The sequence below is a fragment of the Micromonospora sp. SL1-18 genome (genome assembly GCF_047921505.1).
In the GTDB taxonomy this organism is placed as follows: Bacteria; Actinomycetota; Actinomycetes; order Mycobacteriales; family Micromonosporaceae; genus Micromonospora.
In genome coordinates, this window is the sequence record NZ_JBLROA010000028.1 from 41,130 (window position 1) to 55,410 (window position 14,281).

Genomic DNA, 14,281 nt, shown 5'->3' on the forward strand with positions numbered 1-14,281 from the left:
GCGCTGTGTTCTATCGCACTTTCGGACACGGGGACAAGCCTCTGCGGTAAACAAACCTAAACGGCTGGGCGACGTTTCAGCCGCAACCCCGGCAAATCAGCACACGACAATGCGCCGAGAATGATCAAAACAGCGTCATTTCCGAGGCCGTCTCTCCTTTGGCCAGGGGCACCCGGGCGGTGAGCCCGGGCCCGTCGTTACGGACGTCGCCGACCGCCGGCGACACCGGGCGGATCTCCAGCCCGGCGAGCCAGTCCGGGGCGGGCGGGGCGAGCAGCGCGGCGGGTTCGCCGGCCGGGTCGAGCCAGGCCGCCCAGCGCTCCCGGGGCAGCAGCAGCGGCATCCGGTCGTGCACCTCGGCCAGTTCACCGACCGCCGCGGTGGTCAGCACGCTGAAGGTGAGCAGGGCGGCGTCCGCCGACTCCCAGACCGACCAGATGCCGGCGAAGGCCAGCACCGAACCGTCCACCGGAGTCATGTAGTACGGCTGCCGCCGGCCGTCCGGCTCGCGGACCCATTCGTACCAGCCGTCGGCGGGGACCAGGCAGCGCCGGCGGGCGAAGGACGGGGCGTACGCCCGGCTGGTGGCGATGGTCTCCGCCCGCGCGTTGATCATCCGGGCCGCGCCGGCGGCGCTGCGGGACCAGTGCGGCACCAGACCCCAGCGGCCGACGGAGAGCAACCGGTGCCCCTCCGGGGCCAGCCGGACCAGCGGCACCGGGTCGGTCGGGGCGACATTGAAGTCCGGGCCGACCCCGGCGCCGGTCTCGTCGGACGACTCGAACAGCGCGCTCAGGTCGCCCGCGCTCCGGCTCGTCGCGTACCTCCCGCACATGGCGCATACGCTAACGCGCCGCCCGGGTTCCGGCTGTCCCGCAAACCGGGAGCAGGCACGATGGGCGGTTCCACCTGCCCCGGGAGTTGGCAGAATGTGAGCGTGGGAAATCTGACCGCGACCCGGCCGCCGCAGCCGTGGACCGCACCGACCGCCACCGACCCGGTCGCCGCCACCCTGCGCCTGCCGGGCTCCAAGTCGATGACCGCCCGGGCCCTGGTGCTCAGCGCGCTGGCCAGCGGCCCGTCGACGCTCGACCGGCCGCTGCGGGCGCGGGACACCGAGCTGATGGCCGGCGGCCTGCGCGAGCTGGGCGCGTACATGTCGATCTCCGACGACGAGCGCTGGCTGGTCCGGCCGCACCGGCTGGTCGGCCCGGCCCACGTCGACGTCGGCCTGGCCGGCACGGTGATGCGCTTCCTGCCCCCGGTGGCCGGGCTCGCCGAGGGTCGGGTCACCTTCGACGGCGACCCGCAGGCCCGGGTCCGCCCGCTCGGCCCGCTGATCGGCGCGCTGCGCGCCCTCGGCGTACGCATCGACACCCCGGCCACCGGCAGCCTGCCGCTGGCGGTCCTCGGCGCCGGCCGGGTCGCCGGCGGCGAGGTGGTCATCGACGCCTCCGCGTCCAGCCAGCTCGTCTCCGGGCTGCTGCTGGCCGCACCCCGCTTCGACCGGGGCGTGGTGGTCCGGCACGAGGGCCCGCCGGTCCCGTCCGCGCCGCACCTGCGGATGACCGTGCAGATGCTCCGGGCCGCCGGTGCCGCGGTCGACGACACCACCCCCGACGTCTGGACGGTGGAGCCCGGCCGGCTGACCGGGCGCTGCTGGGAGATCGAGCCGGACCTCTCCGGCGCGGTGCCTTTCTTCGCCGCCGCGCTGGTCACCGGCGGCGAGGTCACTTTGCAGGGCTGGCCGCACGGCAGCATGCAGCCGGTCGAGCAGCTCCGCACCCTGCTGACCCGGATGGGCGGCGAGGTGACACTGACCACCGCCGGGCTGACCGTCCGGGGCACCGGCCGCGTGCACGGCCTGGAAGCCGACCTCTCCGACGTCAGCGAGCTGACCCCGGCGCTGACCGCGCTGGCGATGCTCGCCGACTCGCCGTCCCGGCTGACCGGGGTCGGGCACATCCGGGGGCACGAGACCGACCGGATCGCCGCGCTGGCCAAGGAGTTCACCGCACTGGGCGCGGACATCACCGAGTCCGCCGACGGGCTGGAGATCCGCCCCCGCCCGCTGCGCGGTGGGACCTTCCGCACGTACGCCGACCACCGGATGGCGCACGCCGCGGCGGTGGCAGGGCTGGCCGTCCCCGGCATCGAGGTGGACGACGTGGCGTGCACCTCGAAGACCATGCCGGAGTTCCCGGCACTATGGTCGGGGATGGTGACCGGCAAGAGCTGACGCGACGGGGGGACGTCCTGGCGACCAGGCGACGGGAGTACGACGAAGACGACGTCCGGGTCCGACCCGGGAAGTCGTCGCGCCCGCGTACGCGTACCCGGCCTCGGCACGAGAACGCAATCGACGGGTTCGTCATCGCCGTCGACCGGGGACGTTACACCTGCGTGCTCCCTGACACGGGGCCGGAGGCCCCGACCGTCACCGCGATGCGCGCCCGCGAGCTGGGCCGCAAGTCGGTGGTGGTGGGTGACCGGGTCGGGCTGGTCGGCGACACCTCGGGTGCGCCCGGGGCGCTGGCCCGGATCGTCCGGATCGCCGAGCGCAGCTCGGTGCTGCGGCGTACCGCCGAGGACGACGCCACCACCGCCGAGGGGCGGCTGGAACGGGTGGTCGTCGCCAACGCCGACCAGCTGGTGATCGTCAGCGCGCTGGCCGACCCGCCGCCGCGCACCGGGTTCATCGACCGCTGCCTGGTCGCCGCGTTCGACGCCGACATCGAGCCGCTGCTCTGCCTGACCAAGGCCGACCTGGCCGGCCCGGAGGCGGTCCTCGACTACTACACCGAGCTGGAGCTGCCGTACGTGCTGATCCGGCCGGACTCGGCGCTGGACGCGCTGCGCGCGCTGCTCGCCGGGCGGGTGTCGGTGCTGGTCGGGCACTCGGGGGTGGGCAAGTCGACGCTGGTGAACCGCCTCGTCCCGGAGGCCGACCGGGCGGTCGGCACGGTCAGCGCGATCGGCCGGGGCCGGCACACCTCGACCAGCGCGGTGGCGCTGCGGCTCCCGGATGCTGCCGAGGGCTGGATCATCGACACCCCCGGGGTGCGCAGCTTCGGGCTGGCCCACGTCTCGGCGGAGAGCCTGCTGCACGGCTTCCCCGACCTGGTGGAGGGGACGGTCGACTGCCCGGCGAACTGCCAGCACACCGCCGACGAGGCGGACTGCGCGCTGGACGCCTGGGTGGCCGCCGGCAAGGCCGACCCGCGCCGGCTGGCGTCGTACCGCCGGCTGTTGGCCTCCCGGTCCGGCGAGGGCGACCCGCGGGAGCCCGACCGCAACCCCGGCGACCCGCTCGCCGGTTCCTGACCGGCTGGGCCCGATCGACCCGCTCGCCGGTTCCTGACCGGCGGGACCCCGGCGAGCCCGCCGCCACGGTCGCCCGGGCGTCGCTACCGTGTCCGGCATGACCGGGTACGACGATGATCTCGCCCTCGCCCACCTGCTCGCCGACGCCGCCGACGCCGTCTCCACGGCCCGGTTCCGCGCGCTTGACCTGCGGGTCGAGGCCAAGCCGGACCTGACCCCGGTCTCCGACGCGGACACCGCCGTCGAACGGGCGATCCGCGCGCTGCTGGCCGAGCACCGACCGGGCGACGGCCTGCTCGGCGAGGAGTACGGCGAACAGCCCGCCAGCGAACCCGGCGGCCGGCGCTGGGTGATCGACCCGATCGACGGCACGAAGAACTTCGTCCGGGGCGTACCGGTCTGGGCCACCCTGATCGCCCTGCTGGAGGCCGACCGTCCGGTGCTCGGCCTGGTCTCCGCCCCGGCGCTCGGCCGGCGCTGGTGGGCCGCCCAGGGCACGGGCGCGTACGCCGGCCCCGACCTGGCCTCCGGCGCGCCGATCCGGGTCTCGGGCGTGACGAGCCTGCCCGATGCCAGCTTCTGCTACTCCTCGCTGACCGGCTGGGAGGACGCGGGCCGGCTGGACGCCGTGCTCCAGATCATGCGCGACACCTGGCGCAGCCGGGCGTACGGCGACTTCTACGGCTACATGCTGCTGGCCGAGGGGGCGCTGGACGTGATGGTGGAGCCGGAGCTGTCGCTCTGGGACATCGCCGCCCTGGTCCCGATCGTCACCGAGGCGGGGGGCGCCTTCACCGACCTGGCCGGACGACCCGCCCCGGCCGGGACCAGCCCCGACCAGCTCAGCGCGATCGCCACCAACGGCCCGTTGCACGACGACATCCTGGCCCGGCTCGGCCGACCAGCAGCGCGATGACCCGCCGCCGGTCCTCTATCCTCGCCAGGTGGCGTCCTCCAGTTGGTGTTTCCTCGCGGCGATGATCGTCGCGTACGGCTTCGCCAACCTGCTCCAGTCGGTGGCCGCGGCGCGGACCAGCGTGCACCACACCTTCGACCCGGGGCTGCTGCTGCGGCTGGCCGGCCACCGGACCTACCTGGTCGGGCTGCTCTGTCAGGTGAGCGGTTTCGTACTGGCCTTCCTGGCCCGCCGAGACCTACCGCTGTTCCTGGTCCAGGCCAGCGTGGCGGCCGGGCTCGGGGTGACCGCCCTGCTCGGCGTGCTGGTGCTCAAGTGGCGGCTTCCGGTCGCCGAGATCGTGCTGCTCGTGCTGCTCTTCGGCGGGATCACCGCGCTGGTGCTCGCCGCCCAGCCCGCGCCGTCCCGGCATCTCGGCGCCACTGCGGTCGCCGGCCTGGCGGTGGCGCTGGTCGTGATCGCCGTGCTCGGCTTCTTCACCGCCCGGCTGCGCGGCGCCCCCGGCTCGGTGGCGCTCGGCTCGCTGGCCGGCATGGCGTTCTCCGCCGCGGCGGTGGCCGCGCGCCCGCTCGCCTCGGCCGACTCGGCGGAGGCGTTCGTCCGTGACCCGCTGCTCTACCTGCTGATCGCCCACTCGGTGGTCGGGCAGCTGCTGCTCGGCCTGGCCATGCAGCGCGGCTCCACCACGGCAGCGGTGGCCGCGATGGACGCCGCCGGGGCGGTTCCCGCGGCGATCATCGGCCTGCTGCTGCTCAACGACCGGATCTGGCCCGGGCGGGAGTGGCTGGCCGGCCTCGGCTTCCTGGCCACGCTGATCTCGGTGGTCGGCCTGACCCGGTACGCCGAGCCGCAGCACCACCACGCGGTCGCCCGCGAGCGGGAACGCTCGATGATCACCGCTGGCACGGCCGCCCGGCCGCGCCACTGAGCCGGGCCCGAGTCGAGCGTTGACTCAGGCCGCCTCGACCGGCCTACGCCGGCTGACCACCCGTTCGTAGAGCCGTTCCAGGGCGCCGGCCGTCCGTTCCCAGGTGTAGCTGCACCGCACCCGGTCCACCGCGGCGTGCCCGTACGCGAACCGTCCGGCGTTGTCGGCCAGCATCCGGCGCAGGGTCACCCCGAGGGCGCGGACGTCTCCGGGCGGAACGAGTTTCCCGGTCACCTCGTCGACCACCGCGTCGGCGAGGCCGCCCATCGCGTAGCCGACCACCGGCACCCCGCAGGCCATCGCCTCCAGCGACACCCGCCCGGCGGAGGAGTAGTGCGGCGTGCAGGCAACCACGTCGGCGGAGCGGTACCACGTGGCCATCTGGTCGTGCGGGACCGCGCCGACCAGCTTCACCTGGTCGGCCACCCCGTTCCGTTCGGCCAGCTCGCGCAGCCGGCGCGCCTCGGCGTGATCGGCGAGCTGCGCGGCGGGCGGGCCGCCGGCGATCACCAGCTCGGCGTCGCCGACCAGTCGCATCGCCCGGATCACGTCCTCCTGGCCGTGCCGGGGCGAGAGCCCGCCGACGGAGAGGATGCGGGGTCGCTGGTCCCGGGGTGCCGCCTCGCCGTCCGGGTGGAACTGCGTGGTGTCCACCCCGGTCGGCACCATCGCCACCGCGGTGCGCTGGAGCCCCATCCGGGTCAGCTCGTCGACCTCGTCGTTGCACTGGGCGACCGCGATGTCCACGGCCCGGGTCAGCGCGCGCTCCAGCGGGATCCGCTCCCCCGGCCCGTCGTACCGCTGGCCGAGGTGGCGCAGCTGCTCGATCCCGAGCGAGTGGAAGGTCTGCACAACCGGAATGTCGGTCTCGCGTACGGCGTGGGCGGCGGCCAGGCCGCCGACCCAGTAGTGCCCGTGCACCACCTCCGGCGTCCAGTCCCCGGACCATCGCTGCGCCAGCCAGCGGCCGAACTCGGCCACGTGCGGCACCAACTCGGCGGTGGCCAGCGGGAGCGGGGGGCCGACCGGCACCCGCTCCAACCGGTAGCCATCCAGCTCGATCGACTCGGGCTGGCCCGGCTCGTCGCGCCGCTCGTGGACCCGGACGTCGTGACCCCGCGCGGCGAGTTCGGCCGCCACCCGCGCCACGTGCTGGTGCGTGCCAACGGTGGAACCTTCGACCGGCGGGCCGGCGTGCGCGCACACAAGGCCGACGCGCATGGTGCACCTCCACGCGTTCTGTCCAGCGATGTTCCTCCGGTCAGAGGGTCCCATTAACCTGGGCCCGGTGCGCCGAAACCTGGCAGATCGGGAGCCGCCCGGCGGGCCATGTCAGGTGGTGATCGATCCCGACGTTCCGTCAGCTTCCCGGCACCTGCCAGGGCCGGCCGGCCGCCGGGCCGTTTTCCGGGCGGCCACGGCCGCATGACCGGGCCGGGCCAGGGGTACCGGCGAGGAATGCCGCTCACCCGCAGCCTGGGCAACGCCACGGTCGTGATCACCGGTGCCTCCAGCGGCGTCGGGGCGGCGACCGCGTACGCGCTGGCGCGCCGGGGCGCCGACGTGGTGCTGGCGGCCCGCACCGAGGAGGCGCTGCAGCGGGTCGCCGAACGCTGCCGGCAGCTGGGCGGCCAGGCGCTGGTCGTACCCACCGACGTGACCGACCCGACGGCGGTGGAGCGGCTCGCGGCGCGGGCGGCGGCGGAGTTCGGCCGGATCGACGCCTGGATCAACAACGCCACGGAGAGCGCGGTGGGTCTCTTCGACGAGATCCCGGTGACCGAGTTCCGCCGGGTGGTGGCGGTGAACCTGCTCGGCACGATCCACGGGACGAAGGCGGCGCTGCGCTGGCTCGACGTCGCCGGCGGCGGGGTCCTGGTCAACAACGCCTCGATGCTGGCCGAGGTGGCCATGCCGTACCAGTCGGCCTACAGCGCGACCAAGCACGGCATCCGGGGGCTGGCCGACACGGTCCGGCAGGAGTTGCGGGTCACCGGCCGGAACCACATCTCCCTCTGCACGGTGCTGCCTGCGGCCCTCGACACCCCGTTCTTCCGGCGCGCCGCCAACCACAGCCGCCGGGGGCTCACCCCGCCCCCGCCGGTCTACCCGCCGGAGGTGGTGGCCGAGACGATCGTCCGGCTGCTGCGCCGGCCCCGGCGAGAGGCGTACGCGGGCGGCGCGGCCCGGCTGGTCGGGCTCCAGTGGCGGCTGGCCCCGGCGCTGGTCGAGCGGCTCCTCGGCTGGTACACCGCCCGCACCCGGTTCGGCCCCGGCGTACGTCTGGGCGCCACCGGCAACGTGTTCGCTCCCGACGCGGCGGCCGAGCCGACCGGCGGCTGGCACGGCCGCCGCCGGCGACTGGTCCGCATGGCGGCGTTCGGGTTGGCCGCAGGCACCGCCGTCGGCACCGTGGCCGCGATCAGCCGGCGAGCGCGGACCGGGCGCTGATGAACCGCGACGGCGGCGGAACCGGCCGATTTCCGACTGTTCCTCCTGATCCACCCCGTCGGAGACGGTTAGCCCGGTCAGCTCGGCGGGTAGTGACCGGTCATGCGCGAGGACGACTACCCCACCCCCGTGTCCGACCCGGAGGCGGAGGGCCTGCCCGACACCGCCGACGACGACTCCACGGCCAACGACGACGTGCTGACCGGACGCGAGGCGGACGGCCCCGAGCCGGCTCAGCTTCCCGCCGACCGCGACCCGGTGGCGGTGGACCAGTTCGGGACCACCGCCGAGGAGCAGCTCGACGGCGAGTCGCTGGACTACAAACTCCAACGGGAGTTTTCCGAGCGGCCTGTCGACGACCCGCTCGCCGGCCCGGTCGACCCGGACATCGCCGCCGAGGCGGACAGCGAGGAGGCCGCCGCGCAGGCCCAGTTCGACGCGGACGTGATCGACCCCGGCCCGACCTCCGACCCGCATTCGCCGGTCTCCCTCTACGACCACGGCCAACTCGGCGCCGTCGCGGACCACGAGGTGGGCCGGCTGGTCGAGCCGGACGAGGGCGCGCACACCGATCAGGAGACCGACAACATCGGGTACGACGCCGGCTCGGCCGGCGGCGGGGCGACCGCCGAGGAGTTGGCCATCCACGAGACCCGCCCGCCCGAGGCGACCCCGTGACCGATCACTCCAGGCCCTGCTCGATGGCGTACCGGGTCAGCTCGACCCGGTTGTGGAGCTGGAGTTTGCCGAGCGTGTTCTGCACGTGGTTCTGCACCGTCCGGTGGGAGAGCCCGAGCCGCTCGGCGATCTGCTTGTACGACAGCCCCTTGGCCACCAGACGCAGCACCTCGGTCTCCCGCTGGGTGAGCTGGGGTGCCGCTTCGTGGGAGGGGCCCGGTGCGACGGCCAGCCGGCGGTACTCCCCCAGCACGAGCCCGGCCAGCCCGGGCGTGAAGACCGGCTCGCCGGCCGCCGTGCGGTGCACCGCGTCCAGGAACTCGGCCGGGGCGGCCGACTTGACCAGGTAGCCGGTGGCGCCGGCCTTCACCGCGTCCAGCACGCTCTGCGGCTCGCCACTGGCCGACAGCATCAGCACCCGTACCTCGGGCAGCACGGCGCGCAGCCCGCGGATCACCTCGACGCCGGAGACGTCCGGCAACTGCAGGTCGAGCACGACCAGGTCCGGGCGGGCCGCCGCGGCCACCCGGACCGCCTGCCGCCCCTCCCCGCTGGTCGCCACCACCAGGTGACCGGCCTCGGTGAGGTCGCGGGCCACCCCCTCCCGCCACATCGGGTGGTCGTCGACCACCATCACCCGTACCCCGGTGCTCATCGGCCGCTCCTCGGCACGCTCAACTCGATCTCCGTACCCGCGCCGGGGGCGGAGACGATCCGCACCTCGCCGCCCAGATCGGCCACCCGGCCGCGGATCGACTGCGCCACCCCGAGCCGGCCCTGCGCCGCGGCCTCGGCCAGCCGACCCTCCGGAATTCCCGGGCCCTCGTCGCGTACCGACACGGTCACCGTCTCCCCCTCGTCCTCGATCAGCACCCAGGCCCGCCCGCCGGCGTGCCGAGCCACGTTGTCCAGTGCCGCACCGACGGCGGCGGCCAGTTCGTCCGCCAGCCGCGCGGGCAGCGGCACCGGGGTGGCCGGCGCGGCGACCTCGACCGTCGCCGAGGCGTACCGGTCAAGCAGGTCGCGCAGGTCGCGATCGGCCCCCTCCTCGGCCGGCGCGGTGTCCGCACCGCCGATCAGGGCGCGCAGGGCGGTCTCCTGCTCGCCGGCCAGCCGGGCCAGCTCGCCCGCCTCGCCGTCCAGGTGCGCGCCACGCCGCTGCACCAGCGCCAGCACCTGGAGCACCGAGTCGTGGATGTCCCGGGCCAGCCGCTCCCGCTCCCGGCTGGCCGCTTCCAGCTCCACCGCCCGTTGCAGCCGCTGCTCGGCGGTGACGGCCAGCCGGGCGACGTGCCCGACCACCACCCCGGCGAGCAGCAGCAGGATCACCCCGGTGAGCGAGGACTGACTGATCCGTTCCCGGGTGGCCAGGTCGACCCCGCCGAGTGCCAGCGCGGCGATCCCGCCGCGTCGCCGGCCGCCGGAAACCGCCCAGGTCAGCACCGGGCCGGCCAGCCACGCGACGGTCAGGGTGGGCACGCCGGCGGCGAGCGCCGCGTGGCCCACCACCCACGGGGTGGCCAGCATGATCGCCAGGACCACGCCGAGGTCGGCCAGGAGCAGCGGCCAGCGCCGCCCGGCCGGGCGCGCGTAGCCGGCCGCGGTCGCCCCGGTCCAGGCCAGCATCGCCAGGAGTACGCCGCCGGCGGCGAGCGGGTGAGCGTACCGGTGGGCGTCGCGGAGCACCAGCAGCCCGACGTACGCCAGCGAGGCGAACCGGAACACCGCGATCGACCGCCAGAGCGGGACCTCCAGGCCACCGGGGGACGACGGCATGCGCGACACCATGCCACAGCCGGTCACGGACCGGGTGACGGGTGCGCCCCGGGAAACCCTGACGTACGGTGGAAATGCCGCAAAGTCGCCGAGCACCGCCGGGACGGGCCATGACGAACGATGAACCCCCCGCATTACGTACGGTCGCGCCCATCGAACCGGCCCTCCTCATCGCCGAGACCTTCGACCAGCCCCAGGTGACCGCGCTGCGGCACTCGGTCACCTCCTGCGCACACGCCATGGGGCTGCGCGGCCAGCGGCTGGACGACTTCGTGCTGGCGGTCAACGAGCTGCTCACCAACGCCGTCCGGCACGGCGGCGGTCAGGGCCGGCTGCGGCTGTGGCACCAGGGCGGGGAACTGGTCTGCGAGGTCGCCGACCATGGTCACGGGATCAGCGCCCAGCAGCTCAGCGACCGCAACCGGCCCGCCCCCGACACCCTCGGCGGCTGGGGCCTGTGGCTGGCCCGGGAGCTGAGCGACACCATGGTGGTCGCAACCGGCGACGCGGGCACGACGGTACGGATCACCGCGACACTCGGTCTTCCCAAGCAGATCCGCGGGAAGAGCAGGAGATCTTGGTGAATCTCGGCCCCTGGCGGGCCACGTCCTACCAAGATCGCCTTACGGGCGAGTGACCTCCCGTCAGGCGAAGAGGGCGCTCACCGACTCACCGTTGTGGATCCGCCGCATCGCCTCGGCCAGGGCCGGCGCCACCGACAGCACCGCCAGCTTCGGCACCCGCTTCTCCTCCGGGATCGGCACCGTGTTGGTGCAGACGATCTCCAGCACCCCCTCCTGCTCGCTCAGCCGCTCCAGCGCGCCGCTGGAGAACAGGCCGTGCGTACAGACCAACCGGATCGACCGGACCCTCCGCTCGCGCAGGTGCGCCATCAGCTCGATCACCGTGCTGCCCTTGGCGATCTCGTCGTCGAGCACGATCACGTCCCGGTCCGCCACGTCACCGATCACCGTACTGATCTTGACGCGATCGTCGCTGAACCGCTGCTTCGCGCCAGCGGCGACCGGGGTGCCGAGCATCCGGGCGAACGCGGCGGCCTCCTTGGCGTTGCCGAGGTCCGGGGAGACCACCACCGCGTTGCTCAGGTCGTACCCCCGGAAGTGGGCGGCCAACTCGCGCAGCGCGTGCAGGTGGTCCACCGGAACGCTGAAGAAGCCGTGCACCTGCGGCGAGTGCAGGGTCATCGCCAGCACCCGGTGCGCCCCGGCCGAGGTGAGCAGGTCGGCCACCAGTCGGCCGCCGATGGAGATGCGGGGCGCGTCCTTCTTGTCCGACCGGGCGTACGCGTAGTGCGGCAACACCACGGTGATCCGGCCGGCCGACGCGCCCCGGGCCGCGTCGATCATGAGCAGCAGCTCGACCAGGTGCTCCTGCACCGGCGGCACCAGCGGCTGGATGAGGAAGACATCGCGTTCCCGGCAGTTCGCCTGCAACTGCACCTCCAGGCAGTCGTTGGCGAACCTGGACACCCGTACCGGGTGCAGCGGAACGTCGAGGTGGGCGCAGATCTCGGCGGCGAGGTCGGGGTGGGCGGTCCCGCTGAACACGGCAATGTCACGCACGCCTGCCGATCGTACGGGTCGGTGCGGGGCGGGCGACGGACCATCCCGGCGGGTACGGTGCTGCCGTGACCGGAGAGTTCGTCGCCGCCATCGATCAGGGCACCACCTCGTCGCGGTGCATCGTCTTCGACCGTGCCGGGGAGGTCGTCTCCGTGGCGCAACGCGAGCATCGGCAGCTCTTCCCGCAGCCCGGCTGGGTCGAGCACGACGCCGAGGAGATCTGGGCGAACGTCCAGCAGGTGGTGCGGGAGGCCCTGGCGGCCGCCGGCACCGGTCCGGACGGGCTGGCCGCCGTCGGCATCACCAACCAGCGGGAGACCACCGTGGTCTGGGACCGGGCCACCGGCCGCCCGGTCGCCAACGCCATCGTCTGGCAGGACACCCGCACCGGCCCGCTGCTACGCGAGCTGGCCGCGGCGTACGACGAGGAGCGGCTGCGGGCCCGCACCGGCCTGCCCCTGGCCACCTACTTCGCCGGGCCGAAGCTGCGCTGGCTGCTCGACCATGTCGACGGGCTGCGCGAGCGGGCCGAGCGGGGCGAGGTCCTGTTCGGCACGGTCGACAGCTGGCTGATCTGGAAGCTGACCGGCCGGCACGTCACCGACGTGACCAACGCCAGCCGGACCATGCTGATGGACCTGGAGACCCTGGACTGGGACCCGGAGCTGCTCGACGCGATGCGGGTGCCGGCCGCGATGCTGCCGGAGATCCGCGGCTCGGCGGAGGTCTACGGCGTCGCCGACGGGGTGCTCGCCGGGGTGCCGGTGGCCAGCGCACTCGGCGACCAGCAGGCTGCCCTCTTCGGGCAGACCTGCTTCCAGCCCGGCGAGGCCAAGTGCACCTACGGCACCGGCAGCTTCCTGCTGCTCAACACCGGCACCAGCCCGGTTGTCTCCCGGCACGGCCTGCTCACCACCGTGGCGTACCGGATCGACGGCCAGCCGGCCGTCTACGCCCTGGAGGGCGCGATCGCGGTCACCGGCTCGCTCGTGCAGTGGCTGCGGGACAACCTCGGTCTGATCTCCACCGCCCCGCAGGTCGAGGAGCTGGCCCGCACGGTGGACGACAACGGTGGCTGCTACGTGGTGCCGGCCTTCTCCGGGCTGTTCGCGCCGCACTGGCGCAGCGACGCCCGGGGCGTGATCGCCGGGCTGACCGGCTACATCACCAAGGGGCACCTGGCCCGGGCGGCGCTGGAGGCGTCCGGCTGGCAGACCCGCGAGGTGGTCGACGCGATGAACGCGGACTCCGACGTGGCGCTGCGCCGGCTGCGGGTCGACGGCGGGATGACCGGCAACGCGCTGCTGATGCAGTTCCTCGCCGACGTGCTCGACGTGCCGGTGGTCCGCCCCCGGATCACCGAGACCACCTGCCTCGGCGCCGCGTACGCGGCCGGGCTGGCGGTCGGCTTCTGGCCGGACCTGGCCACCCTGCGCGAGCACTGGCGCGCGGACGCGCAGTGGACCTCGGAGATGGACCCGGCGCTGCGCGACCGGGAGCTGCGCAACTGGCGCAAGGCCGTGCAGCGCACCCTCGACTGGGTGGAGTGACCCGCACACGGTTCGCCGCGCGGCGGTTCGACCGAACGGAGAGACAGATGACCATAAACCTGTTGGTGCTACTCATCATGGCCGGCCTCGGGCTGACCGGGATCGGCTACGGGACCGTCCGGTTCTGGCGCGACCGGCGCCTGCTGCGCGAGGGCCACCGGGTGCCCGGCGAGGTGGTCGACCTGCTGGTCAACAAGACCAAAAGCGGCGAGAGCTACACGCCCGTGGTGCGCTTCCGCACCGCCGACGGGGTGCCGATCACCTCGTCGCCCGGTCGGGGGCGCCAGGCCCCCTTCACACCGGACGGCAAACCCGTCACTGTGGTCTACGACCCTTCCCGGCCATCGCGGGTCCTGGTCGTCGCCGGCGGAGGCAGCGGCACCCAGTCCGTGGTCGTCCCGTTCGTCACGCTGCTGACGGTGGGCGCCGGCCTGGCGATCGGCGGGGTGTACGTCTTCTACACCTTCTGAGCACCCGGATGCCACGGATGGCCGTCGTGCTGCGGCCCTGCGGCGGGCTCGGGCGTCACCGGCCCCGCCGCGCCCTCCAGCGCAGCCGCAGCGACAGCACGATGCCGGCCACCGCCCCGAGCACGACGAGCCCGCCCATCATCAACGGGACGAGCGAGATGGTCAGACTCGTGGTGGCCCGCTTCGCGTTGCCCCAGCCCTCGACCCGATCACCGGGCGTCAACCTGCCGACGGAAGAAATCGACCCGGTGGCCGTACGGCCGTCCGCCAGTTGCCAGCTGCCCCGGCACTGGTAGGTGCGCTCCACTCCGGACCGGAGGAAGTCACACGACTCGACCTGGAGGTCGACCCGCTCGACGCCAACGAGGTCGTAGGTCATGTTGATCGGCAGCGCAACGGCGGCGACGAGGAGGCCGATCGGGATGAGGATCCGCTGCCAGAGCGGGCGGCTCGCCATTCGTGCTGCCCGCTCGGCCGGGTCTCCCCACCGCTGCGGCGGTTGGGACGTCACCGCCGAAGGCTAGCAGTCTCCGTGCGCGGCATGGATGTCTCTCTTGTGGACGGTAAGTCGCCGCCCGGCGGTGGCGCGCTTTGTCACGTCCCCG

General features: G+C 73.9%; 14 protein-coding genes and 1 pseudogene. 9 read left to right on the plus strand and 6 right to left on the minus strand.

Annotated features, from left to right (window positions below; all coding sequences use genetic code 11):
• Positions 1 to 124 precede the first annotated feature (124 nt).
• Positions 125 to 835 carry an SOS response-associated peptidase gene (locus ACNAW0_RS15740; protein WP_416288602.1) on the minus strand — a complete coding sequence of 237 codons (711 nt, stop codon included), beginning with the start codon at positions 833 to 835 and terminating at the stop codon, positions 125 to 127.
• 102 nt (positions 836 to 937) lie between these two features.
• On the opposite strand from ACNAW0_RS15740, the gene aroA reads away from it, so the two are divergent.
• The 4 genes and pseudogenes from aroA (at position 938) to ACNAW0_RS15760 (ending at position 5,238) form a co-directional block, all read left to right on the plus strand.
• Positions 938 to 2,239, plus strand: a complete 1,302-nt coding sequence (gene aroA / locus ACNAW0_RS15745; protein ID WP_416288603.1) for a 3-phosphoshikimate 1-carboxyvinyltransferase — start codon at positions 938 to 940, stop codon at positions 2,237 to 2,239.
• Positions 2,209 to 3,324 (plus strand): ribosome small subunit-dependent GTPase A, encoded by a 1,116-nt coding sequence (rsgA, locus tag ACNAW0_RS15750; RefSeq protein ID WP_416288604.1) that lies wholly within the window; start codon positions 2,209 to 2,211, stop codon positions 3,322 to 3,324. Before aroA ends, rsgA begins: the two co-directional genes overlap by 31 nt.
• 97 nt (positions 3,325 to 3,421) lie before the next feature.
• The gene (gene hisN, locus ACNAW0_RS15755) at positions 3,422 to 4,240 is read left to right on the plus strand and encodes a histidinol-phosphatase (RefSeq protein WP_416288605.1); all 819 of its coding nucleotides are present in this window, start codon (positions 3,422 to 3,424) and stop codon (positions 4,238 to 4,240) included.
• 61 nt (positions 4,241 to 4,301) lie between these two features.
• Positions 4,302 to 5,238, plus strand: a pseudogene (locus ACNAW0_RS15760) (hypothetical protein).
• On the opposite strand, the gene ACNAW0_RS15765 reads toward ACNAW0_RS15760, so the two are convergent.
• Positions 5,193 to 6,389: a glycosyltransferase gene (locus tag ACNAW0_RS15765; protein ID WP_416288606.1), complete on the minus strand. Its 1,197-nt coding sequence runs from the start codon at positions 6,387 to 6,389 to the stop codon at positions 5,193 to 5,195. The pseudogene ACNAW0_RS15760 and the gene ACNAW0_RS15765 overlap by 46 nt on opposite strands.
• Positions 6,390 to 6,626: 237 nt before the next feature.
• Between ACNAW0_RS15765 and ACNAW0_RS15770 the strand changes: the two genes are divergently transcribed.
• On the plus strand, positions 6,627 to 7,619 hold the full coding sequence (locus ACNAW0_RS15770) for an SDR family oxidoreductase (protein ID WP_416288607.1): 993 nt from the start codon (positions 6,627 to 6,629) through the stop codon (positions 7,617 to 7,619).
• 102 nt (positions 7,620 to 7,721) lie between these two features.
• On the plus strand, positions 7,722 to 8,297 hold the full coding sequence (locus tag ACNAW0_RS15775) for a DUF5709 domain-containing protein (protein WP_416288608.1): 576 nt from the start codon (positions 7,722 to 7,724) through the stop codon (positions 8,295 to 8,297).
• Between the two features lie 4 nt (positions 8,298 to 8,301).
• On the opposite strand, the gene ACNAW0_RS15780 is transcribed toward ACNAW0_RS15775, so the two are convergent.
• Together ACNAW0_RS15780 and macS are read right to left on the minus strand one after the other, a co-directional pair.
• Positions 8,302 to 8,952 carry a response regulator gene (locus tag ACNAW0_RS15780; protein WP_416288609.1) on the minus strand — a complete coding sequence of 217 codons (651 nt, stop codon included), beginning with the start codon at positions 8,950 to 8,952 and terminating at the stop codon, positions 8,302 to 8,304.
• Positions 8,949 to 10,073 carry a MacS family sensor histidine kinase gene (gene macS, locus ACNAW0_RS15785; RefSeq protein WP_416288610.1) on the minus strand — a complete coding sequence of 375 codons (1,125 nt, stop codon included), beginning with the start codon at positions 10,071 to 10,073 and terminating at the stop codon, positions 8,949 to 8,951. Before macS ends, ACNAW0_RS15780 begins: the two co-directional genes overlap by 4 nt.
• Positions 10,074 to 10,183: 110 nt before the next feature.
• On the opposite strand from macS, the gene ACNAW0_RS15790 reads away from it, so the two are divergent.
• A complete protein-coding gene (locus ACNAW0_RS15790; protein ID WP_416288611.1) occupies positions 10,184 to 10,657 on the plus strand; it encodes an ATP-binding protein in 474 nt (157 codons plus the stop codon).
• A gap of 60 nt (positions 10,658 to 10,717) precedes the next feature.
• Here the strand turns inward: ACNAW0_RS15790 and ACNAW0_RS15795 are convergent, their stop codons facing one another.
• Positions 10,718 to 11,656 carry a ribose-phosphate diphosphokinase gene (locus ACNAW0_RS15795; RefSeq protein ID WP_416288612.1) on the minus strand — a complete coding sequence of 313 codons (939 nt, stop codon included), beginning with the start codon at positions 11,654 to 11,656 and terminating at the stop codon, positions 10,718 to 10,720.
• Between the two features lie 65 nt (positions 11,657 to 11,721).
• Here ACNAW0_RS15795 and glpK point away from each other — a divergent pair, with 65 nt between their 5' ends.
• Positions 11,722 to 13,206 (plus strand): glycerol kinase GlpK, encoded by a 1,485-nt coding sequence (glpK, locus tag ACNAW0_RS15800; protein WP_416288613.1) that lies wholly within the window; start codon positions 11,722 to 11,724, stop codon positions 13,204 to 13,206.
• Positions 13,207 to 13,253: 47 nt separating this feature from the next.
• The gene (locus ACNAW0_RS15805; RefSeq protein WP_416288614.1) at positions 13,254 to 13,676 is read left to right on the plus strand and encodes a DUF3592 domain-containing protein; all 423 of its coding nucleotides are present in this window, start codon (positions 13,254 to 13,256) and stop codon (positions 13,674 to 13,676) included.
• 55 nt (positions 13,677 to 13,731) lie between these two features.
• On the opposite strand, the gene ACNAW0_RS15810 is transcribed toward ACNAW0_RS15805, so the two are convergent.
• Positions 13,732 to 14,187: a hypothetical protein gene (locus ACNAW0_RS15810; protein WP_416288615.1), complete on the minus strand. Its 456-nt coding sequence runs from the start codon at positions 14,185 to 14,187 to the stop codon at positions 13,732 to 13,734.
• Positions 14,188 to 14,281: the final 94 nt, after the last annotated feature.

Coding starts and splice junctions, on each gene's coding strand:
- ACNAW0_RS15740 (WP_416288602.1), bottom strand. CDS start 835: ATGTGCGGGAGGTACGCGACGAGCCGGAGCGCGGGCGACCTGAGCGCG.
- rsgA (WP_416288604.1), top strand. CDS start 2,209: ATGGTCGGGGATGGTGACCGGCAAGAGCTGACGCGACGGGGGGACGTC.
- hisN (WP_416288605.1), top strand. CDS start 3,422: ATGACCGGGTACGACGATGATCTCGCCCTCGCCCACCTGCTCGCCGAC.
- ACNAW0_RS15765 (WP_416288606.1), bottom strand. CDS start 6,389: ATGCGCGTCGGCCTTGTGTGCGCGCACGCCGGCCCGCCGGTCGAAGGT.
- ACNAW0_RS15770 (WP_416288607.1), top strand. CDS start 6,627: ATGCCGCTCACCCGCAGCCTGGGCAACGCCACGGTCGTGATCACCGGT.
- ACNAW0_RS15775 (WP_416288608.1), top strand. CDS start 7,722: ATGCGCGAGGACGACTACCCCACCCCCGTGTCCGACCCGGAGGCGGAG.
- ACNAW0_RS15780 (WP_416288609.1), bottom strand. CDS start 8,952: ATGAGCACCGGGGTACGGGTGATGGTGGTCGACGACCACCCGATGTGG.
- macS (WP_416288610.1), bottom strand. CDS start 10,073: ATGCCGTCGTCCCCCGGTGGCCTGGAGGTCCCGCTCTGGCGGTCGATC.
- ACNAW0_RS15790 (WP_416288611.1), top strand. CDS start 10,184: ATGACGAACGATGAACCCCCCGCATTACGTACGGTCGCGCCCATCGAA.
- ACNAW0_RS15805 (WP_416288614.1), top strand. CDS start 13,254: ATGACCATAAACCTGTTGGTGCTACTCATCATGGCCGGCCTCGGGCTG.